General features: G+C 60.8%; 15 protein-coding genes. 6 read left to right on the forward strand and 9 right to left on the reverse strand.

Annotation, left to right across the window (positions count from 1 at the left end):
- The first annotated feature begins 111 nt into the window (after nt 1–111).
- Together CFE428DRAFT_RS26740 and CFE428DRAFT_RS26745 are read left to right on the forward strand one after the other, a co-directional pair.
- On the forward strand, nt 112–1,911 hold the full coding sequence (locus tag CFE428DRAFT_RS26740; RefSeq protein ID WP_006982815.1) for a GMC family oxidoreductase: 1,800 nt from the start codon (nt 112–114) through the stop codon (nt 1,909–1,911).
- On the forward strand, nt 1,908–2,573 hold the full coding sequence (locus tag CFE428DRAFT_RS26745) for a gluconate 2-dehydrogenase subunit 3 family protein (RefSeq protein WP_006982816.1): 666 nt from the start codon (nt 1,908–1,910) through the stop codon (nt 2,571–2,573). Before CFE428DRAFT_RS26740 ends, CFE428DRAFT_RS26745 begins: the two co-directional genes overlap by 4 nt.
- A 338-nt stretch (nt 2,574–2,911) precedes the next feature.
- On the opposite strand, the gene CFE428DRAFT_RS26750 is transcribed toward CFE428DRAFT_RS26745, so the two are convergent.
- The gene (locus CFE428DRAFT_RS26750; RefSeq protein ID WP_006982817.1) at nt 2,912–5,359 is read right to left on the reverse strand and encodes a DEAD/DEAH box helicase; all 2,448 of its coding nucleotides are present in this window, start codon (nt 5,357–5,359) and stop codon (nt 2,912–2,914) included.
- 200 nt (nt 5,360–5,559) lie between these two features.
- Here CFE428DRAFT_RS26750 and CFE428DRAFT_RS26755 point away from each other — a divergent pair, with 200 nt between their 5' ends.
- Complete coding sequence (locus CFE428DRAFT_RS26755) at nt 5,560–6,351, forward strand: ParA family protein (protein WP_006982818.1); 792 nt, start codon at nt 5,560–5,562, stop codon at nt 6,349–6,351.
- Nucleotides 6,352–6,475: 124 nt separating this feature from the next.
- Entirely contained in the window at nt 6,476–7,672 is a 1,197-nt protein-coding gene (locus CFE428DRAFT_RS26760) for an aminotransferase class V-fold PLP-dependent enzyme (RefSeq protein WP_006982819.1), read from the forward strand.
- A gap of 271 nt (nt 7,673–7,943) precedes the next feature.
- Here CFE428DRAFT_RS26760 and CFE428DRAFT_RS26765 read toward each other — a convergent pair whose 3' ends face one another.
- On the reverse strand, nt 7,944–10,310 hold the full coding sequence (locus CFE428DRAFT_RS26765) for an ankyrin repeat domain-containing protein (protein WP_006982820.1): 2,367 nt from the start codon (nt 10,308–10,310) through the stop codon (nt 7,944–7,946).
- A 55-nt stretch (nt 10,311–10,365) separates the two neighbouring features.
- Nucleotides 10,366–10,959, reverse strand: coding sequence for a TMEM175 family protein (locus CFE428DRAFT_RS26770; RefSeq protein WP_006982821.1), 594 nt, complete (start codon nt 10,957–10,959; stop codon nt 10,366–10,368).
- Nucleotides 10,960–11,197: 238 nt separating this feature from the next.
- Between CFE428DRAFT_RS26770 and glnS the strand changes: the two genes are divergently transcribed.
- The gene (glnS, locus tag CFE428DRAFT_RS26775) at nt 11,198–12,955 is read left to right on the forward strand and encodes a glutamine--tRNA ligase (RefSeq protein ID WP_006982822.1); all 1,758 of its coding nucleotides are present in this window, start codon (nt 11,198–11,200) and stop codon (nt 12,953–12,955) included.
- Nucleotides 12,956–12,957: 2 nt separating this feature from the next.
- On the opposite strand, the gene CFE428DRAFT_RS26780 is transcribed toward glnS, so the two are convergent.
- From CFE428DRAFT_RS26780 to CFE428DRAFT_RS38490, 5 genes are all read right to left on the reverse strand, one after another.
- Nucleotides 12,958–13,533 (reverse strand): hypothetical protein, encoded by a 576-nt coding sequence (locus CFE428DRAFT_RS26780; RefSeq protein WP_006982823.1) that lies wholly within the window; start codon nt 13,531–13,533, stop codon nt 12,958–12,960.
- A gap of 399 nt (nt 13,534–13,932) precedes the next feature.
- Nucleotides 13,933–14,832, reverse strand: coding sequence for a superinfection immunity protein (locus tag CFE428DRAFT_RS39220; protein ID WP_006982824.1), 900 nt, complete (start codon nt 14,830–14,832; stop codon nt 13,933–13,935).
- A 342-nt stretch (nt 14,833–15,174) separates the two neighbouring features.
- Nucleotides 15,175–15,567 (reverse strand): hypothetical protein, encoded by a 393-nt coding sequence (locus tag CFE428DRAFT_RS39225; RefSeq protein ID WP_202797512.1) that lies wholly within the window; start codon nt 15,565–15,567, stop codon nt 15,175–15,177.
- Between the two features lie 52 nt (nt 15,568–15,619).
- A complete protein-coding gene (locus tag CFE428DRAFT_RS26790) occupies nt 15,620–17,755 on the reverse strand; it encodes a YncE family protein (protein WP_006982826.1) in 2,136 nt (711 codons plus the stop codon).
- Between the two features lie 88 nt (nt 17,756–17,843).
- Complete coding sequence (locus CFE428DRAFT_RS38490) at nt 17,844–18,425, reverse strand: hypothetical protein (protein ID WP_006982827.1); 582 nt, start codon at nt 18,423–18,425, stop codon at nt 17,844–17,846.
- A 157-nt stretch (nt 18,426–18,582) separates the two neighbouring features.
- On the opposite strand from CFE428DRAFT_RS38490, the gene CFE428DRAFT_RS26800 reads away from it, so the two are divergent.
- Nucleotides 18,583–18,975, forward strand: a complete 393-nt coding sequence (locus CFE428DRAFT_RS26800) for a hypothetical protein (RefSeq protein ID WP_131990036.1) — start codon at nt 18,583–18,585, stop codon at nt 18,973–18,975.
- 210 nt (nt 18,976–19,185) lie between these two features.
- Here the strand turns inward: CFE428DRAFT_RS26800 and CFE428DRAFT_RS26805 are convergent.
- On the reverse strand, nt 19,186–19,659 hold a 474-nt coding region (locus CFE428DRAFT_RS26805), incomplete at its 5' end, for a transposase (RefSeq protein WP_157447643.1).

Below are 19,659 nucleotides of genomic sequence, written 5' to 3' on the forward strand. Positions count from 1 at the left end.
TAGTTCACGTTCGCAGTCATTCTTACTGATTACTGAACACTGATTACTGAACACTGATTACTGATTACTGATTACTGATTACTAAGCACTAAGCACCAAGCACTCCCCCTCATGCCGATCATCGCTGCCTCCCAGGCGAAGGAAGAATACGACGTCGCCATCGTCGGCTCCGGCGCCGGCGGTGGCCAGATGGCCTACACGCTGACGCTGGCCGGATTGAAATGCGTGATGCTCGAAGCCGGGCGCGCCTATGATCCGGCGACGCAGACGGCGATGTTCCATCGTCCGGAGCAAACGCCGCTGCTCAATACGCCCACGCCGGACAAGCAGATGGGTTTCACCGACGCCACGGTCGACGGCGGCTGGGAAATCCCGGACGAGCCCTACACCCAGGCGAGCGACAAGCCGGAGGAACAATTCCACTGGTGGCGTCCGCGTATGCTCGGTGGACGGACAAACCACTGGGGCCGCATGTCCCTGCGCAACGGTCCGTATGACTTCAAGCCGCGCAGTCGCGACGGACTCGGCTTCGATTGGCCGATCCGCTACGACGACGTGGAGCCTTATTACACGAAGGTCGAAATGCTCATCGGCGTCTACGGCACGAATGAAGGGCTGGAGAATACGCCGAACTCCCCGGATGGAGTGCTGCTGCCCGCGCCCAAGGCTCGCGCCTCCGAGCTCTATTTACAGAAGAGCGTGAAGCCGCTGGGCATCCCGGTGATCTCGATTCATCGCGCCGTGCTCACCCGCCCCCTCGATGCGGACACCATTCCCGCCAAGCTGCACCCCGGCAACGCTTGGGCGCAGAAGATCGTGGCCGATTCCATGCGGGCCCGCGGCGCGTGTTTTTGGGCGACGGATTGCCATCGTGGCTGCAGCCTGCGCGCCAATTATCAAAGCACCACCGTGCACCTGCCGCCGGCGCTGGCGACGGGGAATCTCGACATCATCCCGAATGCGCACGCCCGCGAAGTCACGCTCGGCCAGGATGGCAAGGCAAACGGCGTGCTCTACATCGACAAGACCTCCGGCAAGGAAGAGCGCGTAAAGGCGAAGGCCGTGGTGCTCGCGGCGAGCAGCGGCGAGACCGTGCGGATTTTGCTCAACTCGAAGAGCGCGGCTTTTCCGCAGGGCATCGGCAATGCCCATGGTCTGGTCGGCAAATACATCATGGATTCCGTCGGCGGCAGCGTGGGCGGACAGATTCCCGCGCTGGAAAATCTGCCGCCGTACAATGAAGACGGCGCGGGCGGTCCGCACATGTATATCCCGTGGTATCACTACAAGGACCAGGCGGCGGGGAAGATGAATTTCTCGCGTGGCTATCACGTGGAATTTAACGGCACACGCGCCATGCCGGGTGGCCGCAATCCCCTGTCCGACGATCTCGCCCGCGGCGCCTATGGCACGAAATTCAAGGAGGAGGCCCGGCGTTATTACGGCTCGTTCGTGGGCTACACCGTGCGCGGCGAGATGATCGCCAATGAGCACTCCTTCGCGGAGATCGATCCGCAGGTGAAAGACAAATGGGGCATCCCCGTGTTGCGCTGGCATTGGCGCTGGAGCGACCAGGAGATCAACATGGTCGAGCATGGCATCCAGACGTTCAGCGCGATGATCGAGGCCATGGGCGGCAAGGTGCGCATGCGCAAAGGTTCCACGGCGAAGACCGTCATCGACGCGGGCGGCAAGGTCATCCACGAAGTCGGCGGTGCGCTCATGGGCGAAGATCCGAAGAAATCCGTCTGCAACGGCTGGAACCAGGTGTGGGACGTGAAGAATCTTTTCCTCTGCGATGGCGCGCCGTTTCCATCGAATGCGGACAAGAATCCGACGCTCACCATCATGGCGCTCGCCTGGCGTGCGGGGGATTACATCGTGGACCAAGCGAAGAAAGGAAACCTGTGAACCACGACGAATCCTCCTCCTCTCGCCTGCCCCGACGCACAGTCCTGAAATGGTTCGCCGCTATCGCTGCGGCCACGCAACTTCCCAATCTCGGCAGCACGGTGGAAGCTGCAGCCGCTGCCTCCCCGGCCAAGGGTTACGGCATGGATCCGGATCTTTCGAAGTTTTACCAACCGGGAGATTTCTGGCCGCTCACTCTCACGCCGGTGCAACGAGAGACCGTTATCGCGCTCGCCGATCTTATCCTGCCGGCCGATCATCTCGGCCCCGCTGCCAGTGCCGTGCGCGTCCCCGAGTTCATCGATGAATGGGTCAGTGCGCCGTATCCGCAGCAGCAGAAGGATCGCGAGGCGCTACTCCCCGGTCTGCAATGGCTGGAAGAAGAAGCGCAGAAGCGTTTCAGCAAAAAATTCAGCGCCCTGAGTGAGCAGCAAAAGAGCGCCATCGCCGATGACATCTGCTGGCCGGCGGATGCCAAGCCAGAGTTCAAGAAAGCCGCCGCGTTTTTCCAAAAGTTCCGCTCCCTCGCGGCGAGTGCCTACTACGGCACCGAAGCGGGATGGAAAGCGATCGGCTACATCGGCAACGTGCCGCTGGTGAAATTCGATGGGCCTCCGCCGGAGGTACTGGCGAAGCTCGGGGTCGAACAGACGGTGAAATAGCGGAAGCGCGAGCGGTCCACAAAAATGCGGTCATTCTGAGCGGAGCGGGGAAGCATGGGCGGAGTCGAAGAACCTCTGACTTCTGCGGGTTCTTGCGCGGAGCGTAGGCGCCCCCTGCCGTAGAAAGCGACTTTCCTACAGTTCAACAGCTGAAGAAGAACGATATGGCAGATTCATATCACTACCAATTCCGCCGTCTGGCTCCGCGCGAAAACCCACGGAAATTGGAGGTTCTTCGACTCCGCCCATGCTTCCCCGCTCCGCTCAGAATGACATTGTTTTTTTGGAGCGCTTCGCGCCTTCCCGCTGAGTGTTCTCCGTAAGGATCATCTCCTATCTTACGTCAGCATCTCCTGAATCTCATCCAAGCTCAGCCCATCCATCAACGGCTGTTCGCTCTCGATCGTCGCATCCACCAGCGCCCGTTTCTTCTGCTGCAACGCCAGGATCTTCTCCTCCACCGTATCCCGCGCGATGAGCTTGTAAGCCGTCACGACCTTCTGTTGGCCGATACGATGCGCGCGGTCCGTCGCCTGTGCTTCGACCGCCGGATTCCACCACGGATCGAAATGGATCACCGTATCCGCCGCGGTGAGATTCAAGCCGACACCACCCGCCTTGAGACTGATCAGGAACGCCGGCGTCTCACCCGCCTGGAAGCGATCCACTTCCGCCGCACGATCCTTGGTCGAGCCGTCGAGATAGCAGTATGGAATCTCATCCTCGGTGAGCGCTTCGCGCAGCAACGTGAGCATCGACACGAACTGGCTGAAGATCAGCACGCGATGCCCGCCATCGACCGCCTCGGCCAGCAACTCGCGTAGCAATTCGATCTTCGCCGAAGCCTGCTCCGACTCGATGTCATCCTGCCCCAGCAATCGCAGATCGCAACAGGCCTGCCGCAAACGCAGCAAGGCCGTGAGCATGGCAATCCGCGCCTTGCCCTGGTCCTTGCCGCCCGCGAGATCGGAGAGCGTACGCCGCGTCGCCTTGACCAACTCCGCGTAGACATCCTTCTGTCGCGAAGTCAGCTCGCAGTACGACACCTGCTCGATCTTCTCCGGCAATTCCGTGGCCACCGCCCGCTTCGTGCGACGCAGCACAAAGGGCCGAATGCGCTGCAGCAATCGCTTCGAGGTCGCACCGAGCGGATCATTCTGGATATCGCGCTCGTAACGTTCGCGGAAATCCTTCGCCGAGCCGAGATAGCCCGGCATGAGGAAATGCATGAGCGACCAGAGGTCCTTGAGCGAGTTCTCGATCGGCGTGCCGGTCAGGAGAAAGCGATTCTTCGCCCGCAAGGCGCAAGCCGCCTGGGCATTCTGGCTATCGGGATTCTTGATGTGCTGCGCTTCGTCCAGAACGGCCGCAGCGAATTCCCAGTCGCGATACCGCTCCACATCGCGCCGCAGCAATGGATAGCTCGTGATCACCAACTCCGCCTGCTCCAACGGCGGCCCGAACAACTTCGTGCGTCCTTCGCCCACGATGGCCAATACCTTCCGCTCCGGGGTAAACCGCGCCGCTTCCCGCGCCCAGTTGAAGACCAGCGAAGAAGGACAAACGATCAGCGCGCGCCCACCCAGCGCCCGCAGAAACGCCAGCGCCTGCACGGTTTTTCCGAGACCCATTTCATCGGCAATGATTCCGGCAAGGCCATGCGTCGCGAGGAATTGCAGCCAATAGACGCCGGTCTTTTGATAACCGCGCAGCACCTCCTCGAGGTCACCCAACGGCATCGCTGGCAACCGCGTGATGTCCCGCAGCGTTTCCGTCCACGAATTCCACCGCGCATCCGCGTGCACCCGCGTGCCTTGCTCACGTGCCAGCGTATCGAGATAACCCGCATGGGCGCTGGAGACGCGATACATTCCCGGCTGCCGCTGCTGCGGATTCGACTCCGTGAGCGCCTGCTGCAACTGCTCCAACGCCAGCGGATCGAAGACCGCCACCTTCTTGTTCTTCAGCTTGGTCGAACTCTGTCCCGATTGCAGCAGCCGCTGGATTTCCGCCGCGGAAAACTGCTCCCCACTCGAAGCGCTCAGCTCCAGGGAAAGATCGAACCAATTCTCGCCAGAGCCACGGATCTGCAGCTTCGGCTCGACGCGCTCGATATCGCGCGTCACGTAATCGAACCGCGCCCCCAGCGTCACCTCCCAGTCCCGCTGCAACCGCGGCAATTCCCCGGCAAAGAACGCCAAAATCTTCGGTTCTCCCTTCAAGACCATTTCCCCTTTCGCATCCGGTTCGGCAAATCCCGCCTTCTGCAAACGCTCCATGGCCGCCTCTTCGGCCGGATGGGCATACCGGCGATGACCCGTCATCGTCGTCTTCCCTGTGCTGTATTCCGCATCCAGCTTCGCCGTGAGGTAGTTGAGCGAGCCCTCCACCTGTAAATAGAACTTCGGCCGTTCGCCCGCAGGCACCGACGGCGTCGACGGCCCACGCGAAACACCACCCAAGACCCCAGAGAACGATTTCCCGCCCGCCGGCGCCACCGCTCCCTGGCGCGGATTGATGATCTCCAACCCGACCGCCAGCGAATGCGCGCAAATCACCCCGCGGAGCCGCGACTCCCGGCAGGTGCACAGATTCTCCACGTTGGACGCGGTCAGAATCTTCAGTCCCGAACGAAACTCCTGCTCTCCCTCCCGGACGCTTCCCTCCAGAAGCGGAGGTTCGTATTTTGCCGCAATGACCCGGCCCATCTGGTGCAAGGCGCGCGCCTGTTTCAGCGCCTGCCAGCCGCCGGCATCAGAGAGAAAACGTTCGGTAATCGGGATCATGCGAAAAGGGCAGAACATCCAACATCCAACACCCAACGTCCAACATCCAATCAGGAGCTCGGCCCTGCGCTTGCGTCATTGGATGTTCGATGTTGGGTGTTGGATGTTGGATGTTCTGTCTTTCCCTGCCTTCCCTCCTGTCTTTCCCTTCAATCAATTCTGTTCAAACGTCTTACCCCGCCTAAACTCCCGCCCCCAATATGAGAATTATCGCGGTCGCCAACCAAAAGGGCGGCGTCGGCAAAACCACTACCAGCGTCAACCTCGCCGCCTGCCTCGCGGCACGGGGCGTGAAGACTTTGCTCATCGATCTCGACCCCCAGGCCAATGCCACCAGCGCCCTGGGCCTGCCGACGATCGATGGCCACAGCATCTACGAACCGTTACTCGGCGGTGCGCCGATCTCGGAAAAGGTCGTGCCGACGCGGTGGGATCACCTCTGGATCATCCCCGGCGACATGGCCCTGGCCGGCGCGGAAATCGAAGTCGCGCGCGCGGAAGACCATCTCACCCGGCTGCGGGCCGCTTTCGATCCATTTCGCCACGATGCCACGTTTGATTTCGTGCTCCTGGATTGCCCGCCCTCGCTCGGCATTCTCATGACCAATGCCCTCGCCGCGGCCGACGAGCTCCTCATCCCGCTGCAGTGTGAATACTTCGCCCTCGAGGGCCTCAGCAAGATTCACCACATCGTGAATGAGATCCGCGAGTGCGGCGCGAACCCAGGCCTGACCATCGGCGGCATCCTCATGACGATGTTCATGCGCAACAATCTCGCCACCATGGTCATCAACGAAGTGCAGACCCACTTCGGCGACGTCATCTTCAAGACCGTGGTCCCGCGCACCGTGCGCCTCAGTGAATCCCCGAGCCATGGCAAGCCGATCATCGAATACGAACCGGGCGGCCTCGGCGCTACGGCCTATAAAGCCTTGGCCGAGGAATTTCTTGCGCGGCACCAATGGTCGGCGACAGCGGTTCCACAGACGTAGTTTTCAGTTTTAAGTCTTAAGTTTTAAGTATCTTTTTGCGAGCGAGCCCTCCGAACTCGGATCGAGGTCGCAATCTGTGAGGTGTTTCTTAAAACTTAAAACTGATCACTTAAAACTTCCCCGCATGCCCAGTTCTCTCGCCGATCATTGGACGCTCGATCCGGACGTGATTTTTCTCAATCACGGCAGCTTCGGGGCCTGCCCGCGTGCCGTGCTCGAAGCCCAGTCCGAATTCCGTGCCCGCATGGAGCGCCAGCCGGTGCAATTTCTCTGGCGCGATCTGCCGGATTTGATCGACGCCGCGCGCGAGGAGCTGGCCAAGTTTCTCAAGGCGGAATCGGACGACCTCGTCTTCGTCGCCAACGCCACCGCCGGGGTCAACGCCGTGGTGCGCTCGCTCCATCTCTCAGCGGGGGATGAATTGCTCACCACCGATCACGACTACAATGCCTGCCGCAATGTCCTGACGGAAGTGGCCGCGCGTGTCGGCGCCAAGGTCGTGGTGGCCAAGGTCCCCTTCCCGGTGCGCGACGAAACGCAGATCATCGAAGCCGTTCTCGCCGCGGTCACTCCGCGCACGCGGCTGGCGATGATCGATCACGTCACCAGCCCCACCGCGCTCGTCTTCCCCGTCGCCAAGATCATCCGCGCGCTGGAGGCTCATGGCATCGATACCCTCGTGGATGGCGCGCACGCTCCGGGCGCCGTGCCGCTGCACGTCGGACTGCTCCGTCCCGCTTACTACACGGGTAATCTGCACAAATGGGTCTGCGCGCCGAAGGGAGCCGCGTTCCTCTGGGCCCGGCCGGATCGCCAGGAGGCGTTGCGCCCGGCGGTCATGAGCCATGGTGAAAATACCCGCCGCCCCGGCCGCAGCCCGTTTCACGATCGCTTCGACTGGCCGGGCACCCTCGATCCCACGGCGTGGCTAAGCGTACCGGCGGCCATCCAGTGGGGCGCCTCATTGCTCCCCGGGGGCTGGGAGGAATTGCGCGACCGCAATCGCCTGCTCGCCACCTCCGCTCGAGCCCTGCTCGCCGGTCATTTCAATCTACCCCTGCCGTGCCCGAATGAGCTGATCGCCAGCATGGCCACGATGATGCTTCCCGAGCCGTTGCAGCAGCTTCCCATCGACGGCGGGCGCTTCGATCCTGTGCAGAACAAGCTCCACGCCGAGCACCGCCTGGAAGTGCCGGTCGTCCGCTGGGGTGAACCGAAGCGCCGCTACGTGCGTTTCTCCGCCCAAGCGTACAACAGCACCGAAGACTATCGCGCGCTGGCCGAGGCGATCCTGCGAGTTTCCAGCAAGGGCAATCGCTGAGAGAGTGTTCCGAAGGTCGGACAAAAGGAGTTTTTGACCACGGATTACGCGGATTTCACGGATGAGACGAGCCGACGCGGATTTCTGTAATCCGTGAAATCCGTGGTCCTTCCTCCGCTCATATTGAATTTCGGCACACCCTCTGAGAGTTTCTCGAAGTGATTTCCGACTAACAGAAGACCGCTGGAGGGCGTCCCGCCATCGACGCTGGAGCGGGAGGTTTCACCCAGCGCCGACGCCGCGGCGCCCTCCAACTCTGATCGTCCCGCCCTTACTTCGCTCCGTCCTTTTTGGCTTCCTCTTTCTTCGTCTCCGTGGCGCGTTTGGCGATCGCCTCTTCCAGGATCGGCACCATCTCCTTGCGGAACTTCTCCGCCATGGAAAGCGGCGTTTCCCGATAGATGTCCACCATGTCGGGCTGGGCGCCGCGCTCCAGCAGCAGCTTCAGAATTTCCGGCTGATTGTAATAGACCGTCCAGTAAACGTTCCCGCGATTTTCCGCCACGGGCGGCGGCTGCGGGTCCACTCCGAGCCGCAACAACACCCGGGCCATTGCCACGCGCCCATTTTGGATGCAGGAAAAAACATCGGCATCTTTCGGATTCGCCCCGGCTTCGATCAATGCATTGAAGATTTCCTCGTTGCCGGTCTCGACGGCGATATTCAAGCCACTGTTGCCCTTGCTCACGTCGACTCCCTTGGCGATGAGCAGCCTCACCGTATCCGCACGATTTGCCCGCACGATCGCCGGCCACAACGATTCTCCGAGTTTGGTCGCGCTCTGTTGCGGATCCGCTCCCTGCGCCAGCAGCCAGGCAAAGTTGTCGCCATACCCGAGGATTGCCGAGATCAGCAGCGGCGTGTAGCCCAAGCTTTCCTTCACATTGAGAGAGGCGCCCGCCGACACGGCTTCCTGCATCTTTTTCAAATCACCGCTCGCCGCCGCGCGGAGCAGCGCCTGATCGGCCTCGCTCTTCACACCGGGAAATTTGCCTCCGTACTCCAGCAGTTTGCGGACGGCGGTCCGATGATCCGCTCGCTCCTCGTCGCCGGGATGGGAAAAAGAGCCCAACGCCTGCTCGAGCGCCGTCAATTCGGTCGGCGGGGTCATGTCCGGGATCGGATAGCTGCCATTCGGATCGCAGCCTTGTTTCAAGAAGGTTTCCAGGACATCGACCGGAAAGCGGCCGCGGCACGAATCGAAGAGATAAAAGATCGCTGGGTAGCCCACCGAGTCCTTCACCTGCAGATCGGGATGATGCCGCAAAAGCGCTCGGGCCGCGGGGTAGTGATTAAAACCAAGCAACGCCATCAGCGGCGTCACATTGCCTGCCTTGCTACTCGGGTCAAAGCCGGCGGAAACCAGAAGATCGATGATGCCTTCTTCACCTTGTTCGTAATCCCGCAACTGCGACATCGTCAGCACCCGGCCGGGAAAGCCCATCCTCCCTGCTTGGTGAGGTGTAAAGGCGAAAGCGCCTTCGAACAAGGTCAGGCCTCGGGCGTCCTTCGCTATGGGAATGTCTGCCCCGTTCGCCAGCATCAGGGCCAGCGCCCCGGGGCAATGTAAACCTCCGACAACGTCCCAGATGGCTGTGTGCCCATCATCGGTCGGGGCTTCGAGATCCGCACCGCGCTGGATGAGGAATTGACAGATATCGTCCCGGCCTGATTGAGCAGCGCAACGCAAGGGCGTAAGGCCATTTTGACCCCGCAAGTTGATGTTCGCCCCGTGGTCGAACAGCAACTGCACCATCTCCAGGTGCCCCTCGATCACTGCGCTCAGGAAATAGGTATCCGGCGGCAACTTCAGACCCTTGTCCGCAAAATGCCTGGCGATCGCCACGTGCCCTCCGGCCAGGGCGAGACAGATCGCGTTCAAGCTATCGTATGGCGGCTTCACCCCCAGGTCTTCGAGATGCGACAGTAGCGCAAGACGGCCACCACCTGCCGACCGATCGTAAAAACTCTCCAGGTGCCTGGCGGATTTTGCCGCATCCTCTCCACGGGCTTTCGCCCATAGCCAATCGAAAGTCTCCACCTGGCCGGCACTCACTGCATAGTCGAGCGCCGCCGCGCTGGCCCTGGCATCCATGGGTTCCTGCGCATCGCGCTTTTTCAAATCGTCGACGAACCCCAGGGCGGCGTCATACCAAACTGGATCGCAGGCCGCGCCCGCGGCGATCAGCAGATCGACGATCTCTTTATTTCCCATCCTCAAAGCATAGTTGACCGTCGCCTCGCGGTCATGAGCGCCTCCGCCCGGTTTCGCGCCATTCGCCAAAAGCAACCGGATCATCCGCGGATCCCGCGTGAGGTCGGCAGCATCGTGCAGGATATCGCCGGTCTTCGAGTGAATATCCGGCAGCGCAGGCTTCATCCCATGGCGCAAAAAAGCCTCCACCAGCACGAGGTTGTCGTCGATGACCGCATTGCGAAACGCATCCCGATACCACTGCACTTCGTAGGTGGCGCCTTGGGCGAGGTTTCGGTTTCCAAAAGGATCTTCATTGGCCTCCTGCCCGGAGTCGGCCGCGAAGCTATCGATCTGCCAGAGGCAAACCAGCCCCAACCAAAGGAGTATTCCTCCCCTCTGCTTCGCCCGTTCGCGCATCCAGTTGAGCAGGGAAATTTTCATGGCTCGGTCCGCCGGAGATGAAACGCCCGGGGGCAGGCGTTTGACGAGCAAAAGCTCAACGCGGCTTTTCGTCTTCCTTCTTCGCCACGCGCGCCAGGCGGCGGTCGGGGATGAACCACATCGCCGCCACGAGCACATAGAGGGCATCGGCCAGCCATTCATTGACGAAGGAAAACCCAATCGCCACGAGATAGAACACGGGAGAGATTTTGCCTTTCCAATCCGGTCCCAGCGCTTCGCCGATCTTCGAATCGCTCCCGTGCTCCGAGATAATCGCGCATTGCAGGAACCGATAGGCCATCGAGGAGCAAAACAAGACGACGCCATAGAGAGCGGTCGGCATCGCCTCGAAATGATTCTCACCCATCCAGCCCGTCACAAAAGGAATGAGCGACATCCAGAAAAGCAGGTGGAGATTCGCCCACAGGATGGTCGCATTCACCCGCTCCGCAGCCTGGAAAAGATGGTGATGATTGTTCCAGTAGATGCCGACATAGACGAAGCTCAGCGCGTAGTTCAGAAAGATCGGCAACAGCGGCTGCAACGCCGCCAGGTTCGCGCCATGTGGCACCTTCAATTCCAGCACCATGATGGTGATGATGATGGCGATGACGCCATCGCTGAATGCTTCGAGTCGGCCTTTCTCCATGGGCGTTTTGTAAGCTGCGGCGGCAAGGCTGCCAATCTTCGTTCCGTGCAGGAGAGGAATAGGAAAGATAGGAAGAATAGGAGCTATAGGATCCTATTCTTCCTATTCCTCCCATATCTCCTATCCGCCGACTTCGCTTCAGGTGCAGACCGCCGCTCCGGAAGCTTCCTCAAAGTTCGATGTCGACTCAGCCTAGACTTTCTCCCTTTTCTCACCGTAATTACTGATCCTCTTATCCATGAGTACCGAAACACCCGAGACACCAAAACCTTCCGATTTCATCCGCGACATCGTTGCCGCGGACGTCCAGAGCGGCAAGGTGCAGCGGGTGATCACGCGCTTTCCGCCCGAGCCGAATGGCTACCTGCACCTCGGCCATGCCAAATCCATCTGCCTGAACTTCGGCATCGCCCGGGAATTCGACGGCGTATGCAACCTGCGCATGGACGACACGAATCCCGCGAAGGAGGAAGTCGAATACGTCGAGAGCATCATCGAAGACGTGAAGTGGCTCATCGGCGGCTGGGCGGATCACGTCCTGCGCTTCAAGCACGCGGGCGACACCTCCGGCAAACCGGCCTCGGAAGGCGACGCGAATACCGAGCCCTTCTATGCCTCGGACTATTTTCAGCAGCTGCACGACTACGCCGTCGCGCTCATCAAGGCCGGCAAAGCCTTTGTCTGTGACCTCACGCCCGAACAGACTGACGCCTATCGCGGCGCCCCGGGCGAACCCGGAAAGCCCTCCCCGTGGCGCGACCGCAGCGTCGAGGAAAACCTCGATCTCTTCGCGCGCATGAAGGCCGGCGAATTCCCCGACGGCGCCCGCACCCTGCGGGCGAAGATCGACATGGCGCATCCGAACGTCTGGATGCGCGATCCGCTGCTCTATCGCATCCGGCACGCCGCGCATCATCACACCGGCGACGCGTGGTGCATCTACCCGCTCTACGATTACGCGCACTGCCTGAGCGATTCCATCGAAGGCGTCACGCACTCGGTCTGCACGCTGGAGTTCGAGGTACATCGCCCGCTCTACGACTGGATCGTCGACAATCTGCCGGTGCCGCAGCCGCGGCCGCATCAGTATGAGTTTGCCAAGCTCATGCCCACCCACGTGGTCATCTCCAAGCGCAAGCTGCTCGCCTTCGTCAATGAAGGCATTGTCAGCGGCTGGGACGATCCGCGCATGCCCACCCTCAGCGGGCTGCGCCGCCGGGGTATTCCGCCCGAGGCGGTCCGCGCTTTCGCCATCGGCGTGGGGGTCACGAAATTCATCAGCAGCACGGATTACGCGGTCTTTGAACACGCCATCCGCACCAACCTGAACGACCGCGCCCTGCGCCGGCTCGCCGTCCTCAATCCCATCAAGGTGGTCATCACCAACTATCCCGAAGGCCAGACCGAGGAGCTCGCCGCGACGAACAACCCGACGCAGCCGGAAAGTGGCACGCGTCCCATCCCCTTCTCGCGCGAGCTCTGGATCGAGCAGGACGACTTTGCCGAGGTGCCTCCGCCGAAATTTTTCCGCCTGAAACCGGGCGGCGAAGTGCGGCTGAAGTACGCCTACATCATCAAGTGCGATGAGGTGGTCAAAGACGCGGCCGGCAAGATCGTCGAGCTGCGCTGCACCGCGGATCTCGATTCCAAGACCGGCGGCCCGACGAGCAATCGCAAGGTCAAGGGCACGATCCATTGGGTGAGTGCCGCGCACGCCATCGACGCCGAAGTGCGCCTCTACGACCGGCTCTTTCACGACGCCGAACCGGAAGCCGACGGTCGCGATTGGCGCAGCGCGGTCAATCCGCATTCGCTCCAGGTGATCACCGCCAAGCTGGAGCCCAGCCTGAAAGACGCCACCCTCGCCGAACGCTATCAGTTCGAGCGCATGGCCTACTTCGCGCTCGATTCCAAGGACAGCGCGCCCGGCAAGCCTGTCTTCAATCGCATCATCACGCTCAAGGATACCTGGGCGAAAGAAACGCAGAAGGGGTAGGCTTATTTTTTCGCGTCGTATCTCCGTGTGATCTGCTTGCCCGTCAGCCTGCCATTCGCCACTTTTTCTCCCTCGAGCGTCACGGAGTAGACGGCCGGCGGAAAAGCTCGCCCGTCCGTGTGAATCGAGGTGAGCCGGATGCGGACGTTTCCGTCGGAAGGGCCGAGATTCATTTGCGCTTCCACGTCATGAGGGCCATCGACGGAGACTTCCACCTTCGGCTGTCCGATATCCGAACTGACTTCCTTCAGGTCATTGAGGTTAATGACGAAATGATTCGCATCGGCTCCACTGGTTTGGAGTTCCAGGTGCTTGCGGATTTCGATTTTGATCAGCGGATTGACCGGTTTGTAAGCCTTGCCGTCCATAAGCCAGTAGAAGTCGAGAATCGGCCGTTTCGGATCGTGAGGATCGGGCGCGAAATGTCCGTCGGCATCGACCTTGGTGTAGACGACCATCAAATTCTCCGGGTGGACATTCTTCTTCACGACCAGAATCGGTTCGTGCGCGCCAATTTCCGGGATGTCGGTCACTTCCTCCGCCGGGAGCCGCAGGACAAACGCGGTGAAGAAAAGCAATGCGATCTTGAAAAACAGGAAAGCGATTCATGTGACGGCAACTGGAACTACAACAGTTCGAATCTGCCCGCCACCATGGCCGGTCACCGTGCCTCGGTGGCTTCCCTGATACGGTGGGCGAACTTCCGCCGGGGGCGGCGACAGAGCGCCTGATCTTTACACAGAGTCTCCGCAATAGAGAGACGCCGCTCCGAATGGCACTGGAAGCGACGACTTCCCAGTCGCCGACCGGCCCATCGCGCGAAGCGCCACTTTTTCGGAGGTCACCGCTGCGCGGTGAAGGGTTTTTTCTAGGAAGTCGCCCCTCCCAGTGCCCTCGTGACTCATCGTCCCTTCCGGGAAAAGATGTGTAAGATCAGCCAGAACGCCGCATCTCCAGCGCTTGCGCCTTGGCAATACCTATTCCAAGTAGCGCCCGCCATTCTCGATGTAACGGCCACCTTGCTCCTCGATATAACGGCCGCCCTGATCCAGGCGCCGCACGCCGCCTTGCGGCAATTGCGGGCCACCCTGCGCCTGGTATGGCTGCGGAGGTGTGGTCGGTTGCGGCGGCGCGTTCAGCCGCTCGCGAGCCAGACGTTCCATCGCAGAATCCTCGGTGCATGCCCAGACGAGCGCGCAGACCCAGCCAATCAGGGTCCAGCCGAGAAAGAGATTGAAGGCAAAAATGGCGACGGCGTTCCCCTTGTGCCGGCCGATGATCGTCGGGAGGAAATAGACGAACAACGCGAGCAGCGCGCCGAGGGCCATGAGGCCCAGGCCGAACATCGTAATCCGGTGCTTGGCCATGGCCCGCTTCACTGCCTCTTTCAGCGCCAGCGCCTTTTTCTCGTCATCCTGCCGCTGCCGGACCCGCTCCTCGCGCTGGTGAACTTCGGCTTCCCGGGCCCGCTGCGCCTCGGCCTGTGCAGCGGCTTGCGCGGCGGCAATCTGACGTTGGCGCCGATCCTCTTCCGCTCTGGCCTCGGCCACATGCCGGGCATCTGCGGCCTGCTTCCGGGCCTCCATTACCTTGGCCGGATCAAAATATTGCTTCTGCAATGCCGGTGGCAGGTCTTCGTAGAGAATCTGCGCCGCGCCATCGGCATAAATGATTCGGATCGCACCCGGCTCGACCTCGGTGATCGTGCAGTTTTTGTACAAGTGCCCATCCGCGGTGACGATATCGAGCGCCCAACCGACACCGGTAACGAGTTGCCACCCCAGCAACATCACCGCCGCCAGCCGGAGCCAGCGCCACGCCGCACGGAGCGACAAAGCACCCACACCACTCCCGGGATAAACATCAGCGGCTTGCATCTTTGTGGAAAGTATTTCGCTCTACCCCAGCTTCAAAGAGAAATCCAGTCAATCCAGCTAGGCTGAATCGACATTCACCGGAAACATGCGTTGACGATTCTTCTCATCGCGGAGCGATCCCTGCCTGTAGCCGTGGACTTTAGTCCACGGAAAGGAGTTTGTAGTGGCCCGTCGCGGAGCGACGTTTGCGGCAACGACTGAACAGAAAAAGGGCAGACGTCGCTCCGCGACGAGGCCTCTGAGGAAAGGTTTCCGTGGATTAAAGTCCACGGCTACAGACAAATATCGCTCCGCGATTAAAAAGACCGCTGGCGTCACACCTCTACCGAATGTCGGTTCAGCCTAGTCGTCGTCCTTATCCTTCTTCTTGCTGGTGAAGACAAAGGCGGCGTGGCGTGGCGCGGGCATCGGCGATCTGGCCCCTCTTACCGATTTCCAAATGATCTCGTTGAGCTGGATGTCATCGGCCGCGTCTTCCTTGGCGAAATTCATTCGTTGACTGGCCTTGGCACCCCACGCCGTCTTGCTGTTCATCTCCTGCAAATCCGCGATCGCCGGCTTCACCGTATAAGGCGTGAGCACCGGCTGCGCCTGGAAGCTGGCCCACAGCGGCATCGCCGCGGCGTCGAACTGGGTCATCGGGCGCAGGCCGAGGATCAGCTCAATCGTGTGCAACATGCTGCTGGTGGAATACATCGTGGAATCCACCGTCCCGCGGCGAATGTACGGGCTCACCGCAAAGGCAATCGTCCGGTGCGCATCGACGTGATCGGAGCCATTCTGCGCATCATCTTCGATGATGAAAACGGCCCATGTGCGCCCAGAATTTGGAATGCGACAGCGCCTCGATCACGCGGCCAAGCGCGAGATCGTTGTCCGCCACTTGCGCGATCGGCGTGGGCTTGCCGGGGCTGGTCCCGGAGGTGTGATCATTCGGCAGGCGAACGATCTGCAGCCTTGGCATGTCGCCTTCCTTCTCGAACCGATGGAGCTCATCGATGAAACGATCCGCTCGTTTCTGATCCGGATAACCGGTGTCGAAGCTGTGGAACCAGGGATCGAAATGGCCCTCCAGCGACTTCGCCTTGGGAGTCACCGGAGCGCCCAACCCGCGGCCATTGGCCACCCATTCGCCGTAGCTGCGATAGCTCACGCCCGCTTCCTTCGCCCGATCCCACAGGTAGCCACCCCCGGGCGTTGCAATGAGGAAACCGCCCTCCGCCGGATACGGCCATTTGCCGCTCTTGCCATGGCCATAGCTGAGGTGCCAGGTCTTCTCGACGAAGTCATTGGCGATCGCGCCCATGCTCCACTCGTGCCCGGAAGCGCTCACCTCGGCGTCCACATAGAAATTGTCGAGCGTGACGAACTCCCGCGCGATGGCGTGATGATTCGGCGTCACGTGCTCGCCGAAGAGGCAGATGGACGGATCACCGTTGCCCGGCTTGAGATCGCCCAGCACCTGATCGTAAGTGCGGTTCTCCTTGATGATATAGAGGACGTATTGGATCGGCGAAGCGTCGCCCACTTTGTGCGGAATCGGATTCGCCGCCGCAGCCTTGGAATCCTCGCCCTTCGCCGCATCCGCCTTGCGCTGAATCTTCGGCAGGCAACGGTAAGCCTGCTCGCTCCATTCCTTCAGTTGCGGCTCCAGCTTGCTGGCCGCCGGCAGCGGGATGATGCTAAGCGTGCCCTTGAGCAGACCGCCGATGTATTGCCCGGTGGTGGTTTTGCCCTTGCCGTGCATGGGTCCTTGCGGATTCGGGAAGGAAGTTTCGCCCTTCCCGTTCACCACGTAGAGCGTCCGGCCATCCGCGCTGAGGCGTACGCTGGTCGGATACCAGCCGACCGGGATGAACCCGAGGCTGCGCGATTTGCCGTCGGTGTTCACCTCGAAAACGGAGATCGTATTGATGTTCGCATTCGCCACAAACAGGCGATTGCCATCCGGGCTGAGCGCGAGGGAGTTCGGCGTATTTCCCGACAGCGCATCCGGAGTCAATTCCGCGAGCAGTGTCTCGATCAAATGGCCGTCGGCAGTATCGAGCACACTCACCGTGTTGCGATTCGCATTGGCCACGAAGAGCCGCTTGCCGTCCTTGCTCAGGAGCATTTCGTTCGGGTGATCCTCGGCCGCCCAACGGGCGCTGACGGTAAAGGTCTTCGTATCGATCACGGCCACGCTCGCCTGACCCCAGAGCGACACATACAGCCGGCCCTTCTTTTCATCGAGCAGGCAGCTGTAGGGAAACGGCGCCTTGGGATCCGTCGTCTCGAGCAATTGGTTGGCCCGCTTGGTGATCGAAGGATCGTCGGTCGACCTGGGCAGCACCGGCGCCTTCGGAGCGGCCGCGCCTTCCGGCAGCAATGACAGGTCGGGGGCCGCAGGCGTGCCACTCGCGAGGTTCAGACGGGAGACACTTTGCCCCCACAGATTGGCGACATAGAGCGTCGCGCCATCGGCCGTCGCGACCAACCCGCAGGGAACGCCCCGCTCCTTCGCCTCGCGCAGGGAAAAACTCGTGGGCTGGTCCAGTTGCCCATCGGCAAAGTGGAAGACGTGGATGCTTTCGCCCGAGGAACCGGAGCAGAAGAGCTGCTTGCCATCCTTCGAGAAAGCCAGTCCGTAAAAGGCTTCATCGACCTTGGCGCGCGAGGCCACAGTGCCCGTGGCGAGTTCGACGATGACGACTTCATGCGGGCCATAACCACAGTGCAGGACGGCGCCATATTTACCGCCGGGGTGCAGGGCGAGATTGACCGGAAAATCGCCCAGCGGCACCTGCCGTCCCACGGGCCGCAGCGTCCATTGATTCGACAGCAGCACCGAGCCATCCGGCTGTTTTCCCGGCAAATCCGCGCCGCTGGCCACGGCGGAAAGCAAGGAGGCGGAAAGGAGAACGAAAAGTGTGGGGAGACGCATCGGCACGCTTATCGTCGCAGAAGGACCCACCGTAAAGCGCTTCCGTTAACGAAGATCACCAAACCCACTGTTTTGTTACCGGCGTCCCTTACTTCGCGGGAGCGGGCGGCACCGGTGTGGCGGGCGCGGGCGCCGCGGTCGCTGCCGGAGCTGCCTCCGCGGCCGGATTCGCCGGCGTCGGCACCAGCGCCGCGCGTTTCAGCAGCGTCTGAAAATTCGATTTGCTGGAAAAGCGGGCGATCTCTTTTGCGCCCTGCCGGAAGATCAATTCCCAATCCAACTCATCCTTGCGCAAGACAGCACCGTTGATCAAACCGCTGGTTCGCGCCGCCCCCATCGTGATTTCCACGGTCTCACCTTTGTGCAGTGGCTGCAGTTTGTCCGTCCCGGTCGTGAGCTCGAGGGCGGCATTGTCCCATTTGCGCTTCACGATCTCCCAGGTGACCTCGCCATCGTTGATATCCTTGAAACTCGTGTTTCGGAGAGTGACGCGCAGCCCCATCGTGCGATCCAGATTTTCGATGTTCACATCGCCGCCGCGAAAATCCGCGCGATCCAGCGTCACCTTTTGCACAGATACCTGCAGACCGTTCTTTTCCTCCGCACGTGCCTGCATGGTGAGCACCAGCGCCAGGGCGCAAAGCGGAAGTAGAAGGGAGGAAAAACGCATAGTGCCCTCTAATCGTTTCTACCGGGAGGGTCAATAGTCACAACCCACAGCCCGCGCGGGCATTGGGAAAATGCTTTTTGAATCCATTCGTATCGAACGGCTTCGCTCCGACTCCCTTCGCTTCATTCTGGCATTTCGGTTGCTTCCATTGCGGCGCGTGAAAACATTTCTGCTGCTCATCGTCATCGCCGTCGTCGGTTACCTGGTCTACCAAAAGAACGTCATCCGTAAGCATGAGATGTTGATCGGCACCTGGGGCCTGGAACGTGACGTCCATGGCGTCGCTTGCAAGGCGATCATGAATCTCAAATCCAACGGCGACGGCTCCGTGGAGTACGACGGAAAATATCAGGAACGCATCATCTCCAAGGACGCTTTTGGCACCTGGCAATCCAACAGCGATACCTTCGCGTTCACCTTCACTCGCGGGGAAATTCCCCAACTCGTGAATGGCAAATACTACGGCGGCCATATCCTGACGTTGGATGAAAAGACGCTGAGCTACAAAACCTCACAAAATGGCGTCGAAACGTGGCACCGCCTGCGCTGACACAAGCGCATCTCAGAGCGTGTACCGAAACTAATTCCGGATGAAGAGTGACCACGGATTGCAGGCATGTAGTCATTCAAGTTTTTTGTTGGGAAGTTTTTCGTTTCTCCTTTCTGTCGCCGAAGGCGACGCCTGGAAGTTCCCCCCAAACGCCGCCGCGGCGAGCGGCGCGGGGTTTGGGGGCGCGCAGCCCCCATCAGCCCGGGCGCGCTAAGTGGCGGAGGGTTGCAGGAAGCGCTTTTGCAGTTCGAGTAAGCAGGGCTTCAATTGGGCTGGCAGTCCGAGTTGCACGCGCAGGCTCTTGCCCAGAGTGACGGCCAGTTTGTGCAGCTTAAGGGTCACGCTTTTGCTCGTTTCCAGAGCTTGCGGTGGATGGTCCGAGAGGACGTGCCAGACCTGAACCAACAGCTTGCGAGCCACCGCGGCCACGGCAATGTGGCGATGTCCTTTGCGGGCAAAGAGCTTCCAGCCCCATTGGCCCAGCGTGGTCTGAGCTCCGGCGCGCAGCACCGCCTGCGCTCCTTGGATGAGCAGGTGGCGCAGATCGCCGCGCCCTCGCCGGCCCACCCCCAGCTTGATGCGCTTGTCCTTGCCGCTGTCGCGCTGACCAGGGTTGAGCCCCACGTAGGCCACCAGCTTTTCCGGGCCGCTAAAGCGACGCACGTCGCCGATGATCGCCAACAG

The organism is Chthoniobacter flavus Ellin428 (assembly GCF_000173075.1).
Lineage (GTDB): Bacteria > Verrucomicrobiota > Verrucomicrobiia > Chthoniobacterales > Chthoniobacteraceae > Chthoniobacter > Chthoniobacter flavus.

Excerpts from the sequence above, each read along its gene's own strand:
- CFE428DRAFT_RS26740 (WP_006982815.1), top strand. The coding sequence starts at position 112 with ATGCCGATCATCGCTGCCTCCCAGGCGAAGGAAGAATACGACGTCGCC.
- CFE428DRAFT_RS26750 (WP_006982817.1), bottom strand. The coding sequence starts at position 5,359 with ATGATCCCGATTACCGAACGTTTTCTCTCTGATGCCGGCGGCTGGCAG.
- CFE428DRAFT_RS26755 (WP_006982818.1), top strand. The coding sequence starts at position 5,560 with ATGAGAATTATCGCGGTCGCCAACCAAAAGGGCGGCGTCGGCAAAACC.
- CFE428DRAFT_RS26760 (WP_006982819.1), top strand. The coding sequence starts at position 6,476 with ATGCCCAGTTCTCTCGCCGATCATTGGACGCTCGATCCGGACGTGATT.
- CFE428DRAFT_RS26765 (WP_006982820.1), bottom strand. The coding sequence starts at position 10,310 with ATGAAAATTTCCCTGCTCAACTGGATGCGCGAACGGGCGAAGCAGAGG.
- CFE428DRAFT_RS26770 (WP_006982821.1), bottom strand. The coding sequence starts at position 10,959 with ATGGAGAAAGGCCGACTCGAAGCATTCAGCGATGGCGTCATCGCCATC.
- glnS (WP_006982822.1), top strand. The coding sequence starts at position 11,198 with ATGAGTACCGAAACACCCGAGACACCAAAACCTTCCGATTTCATCCGC.
- CFE428DRAFT_RS39220 (WP_006982824.1), bottom strand. The coding sequence starts at position 14,832 with ATGCAAGCCGCTGATGTTTATCCCGGGAGTGGTGTGGGTGCTTTGTCG.
- CFE428DRAFT_RS26790 (WP_006982826.1), bottom strand. The coding sequence starts at position 17,755 with ATGCGTCTCCCCACACTTTTCGTTCTCCTTTCCGCCTCCTTGCTTTCC.
- CFE428DRAFT_RS38490 (WP_006982827.1), bottom strand. The coding sequence starts at position 18,425 with ATGCGTTTTTCCTCCCTTCTACTTCCGCTTTGCGCCCTGGCGCTGGTG.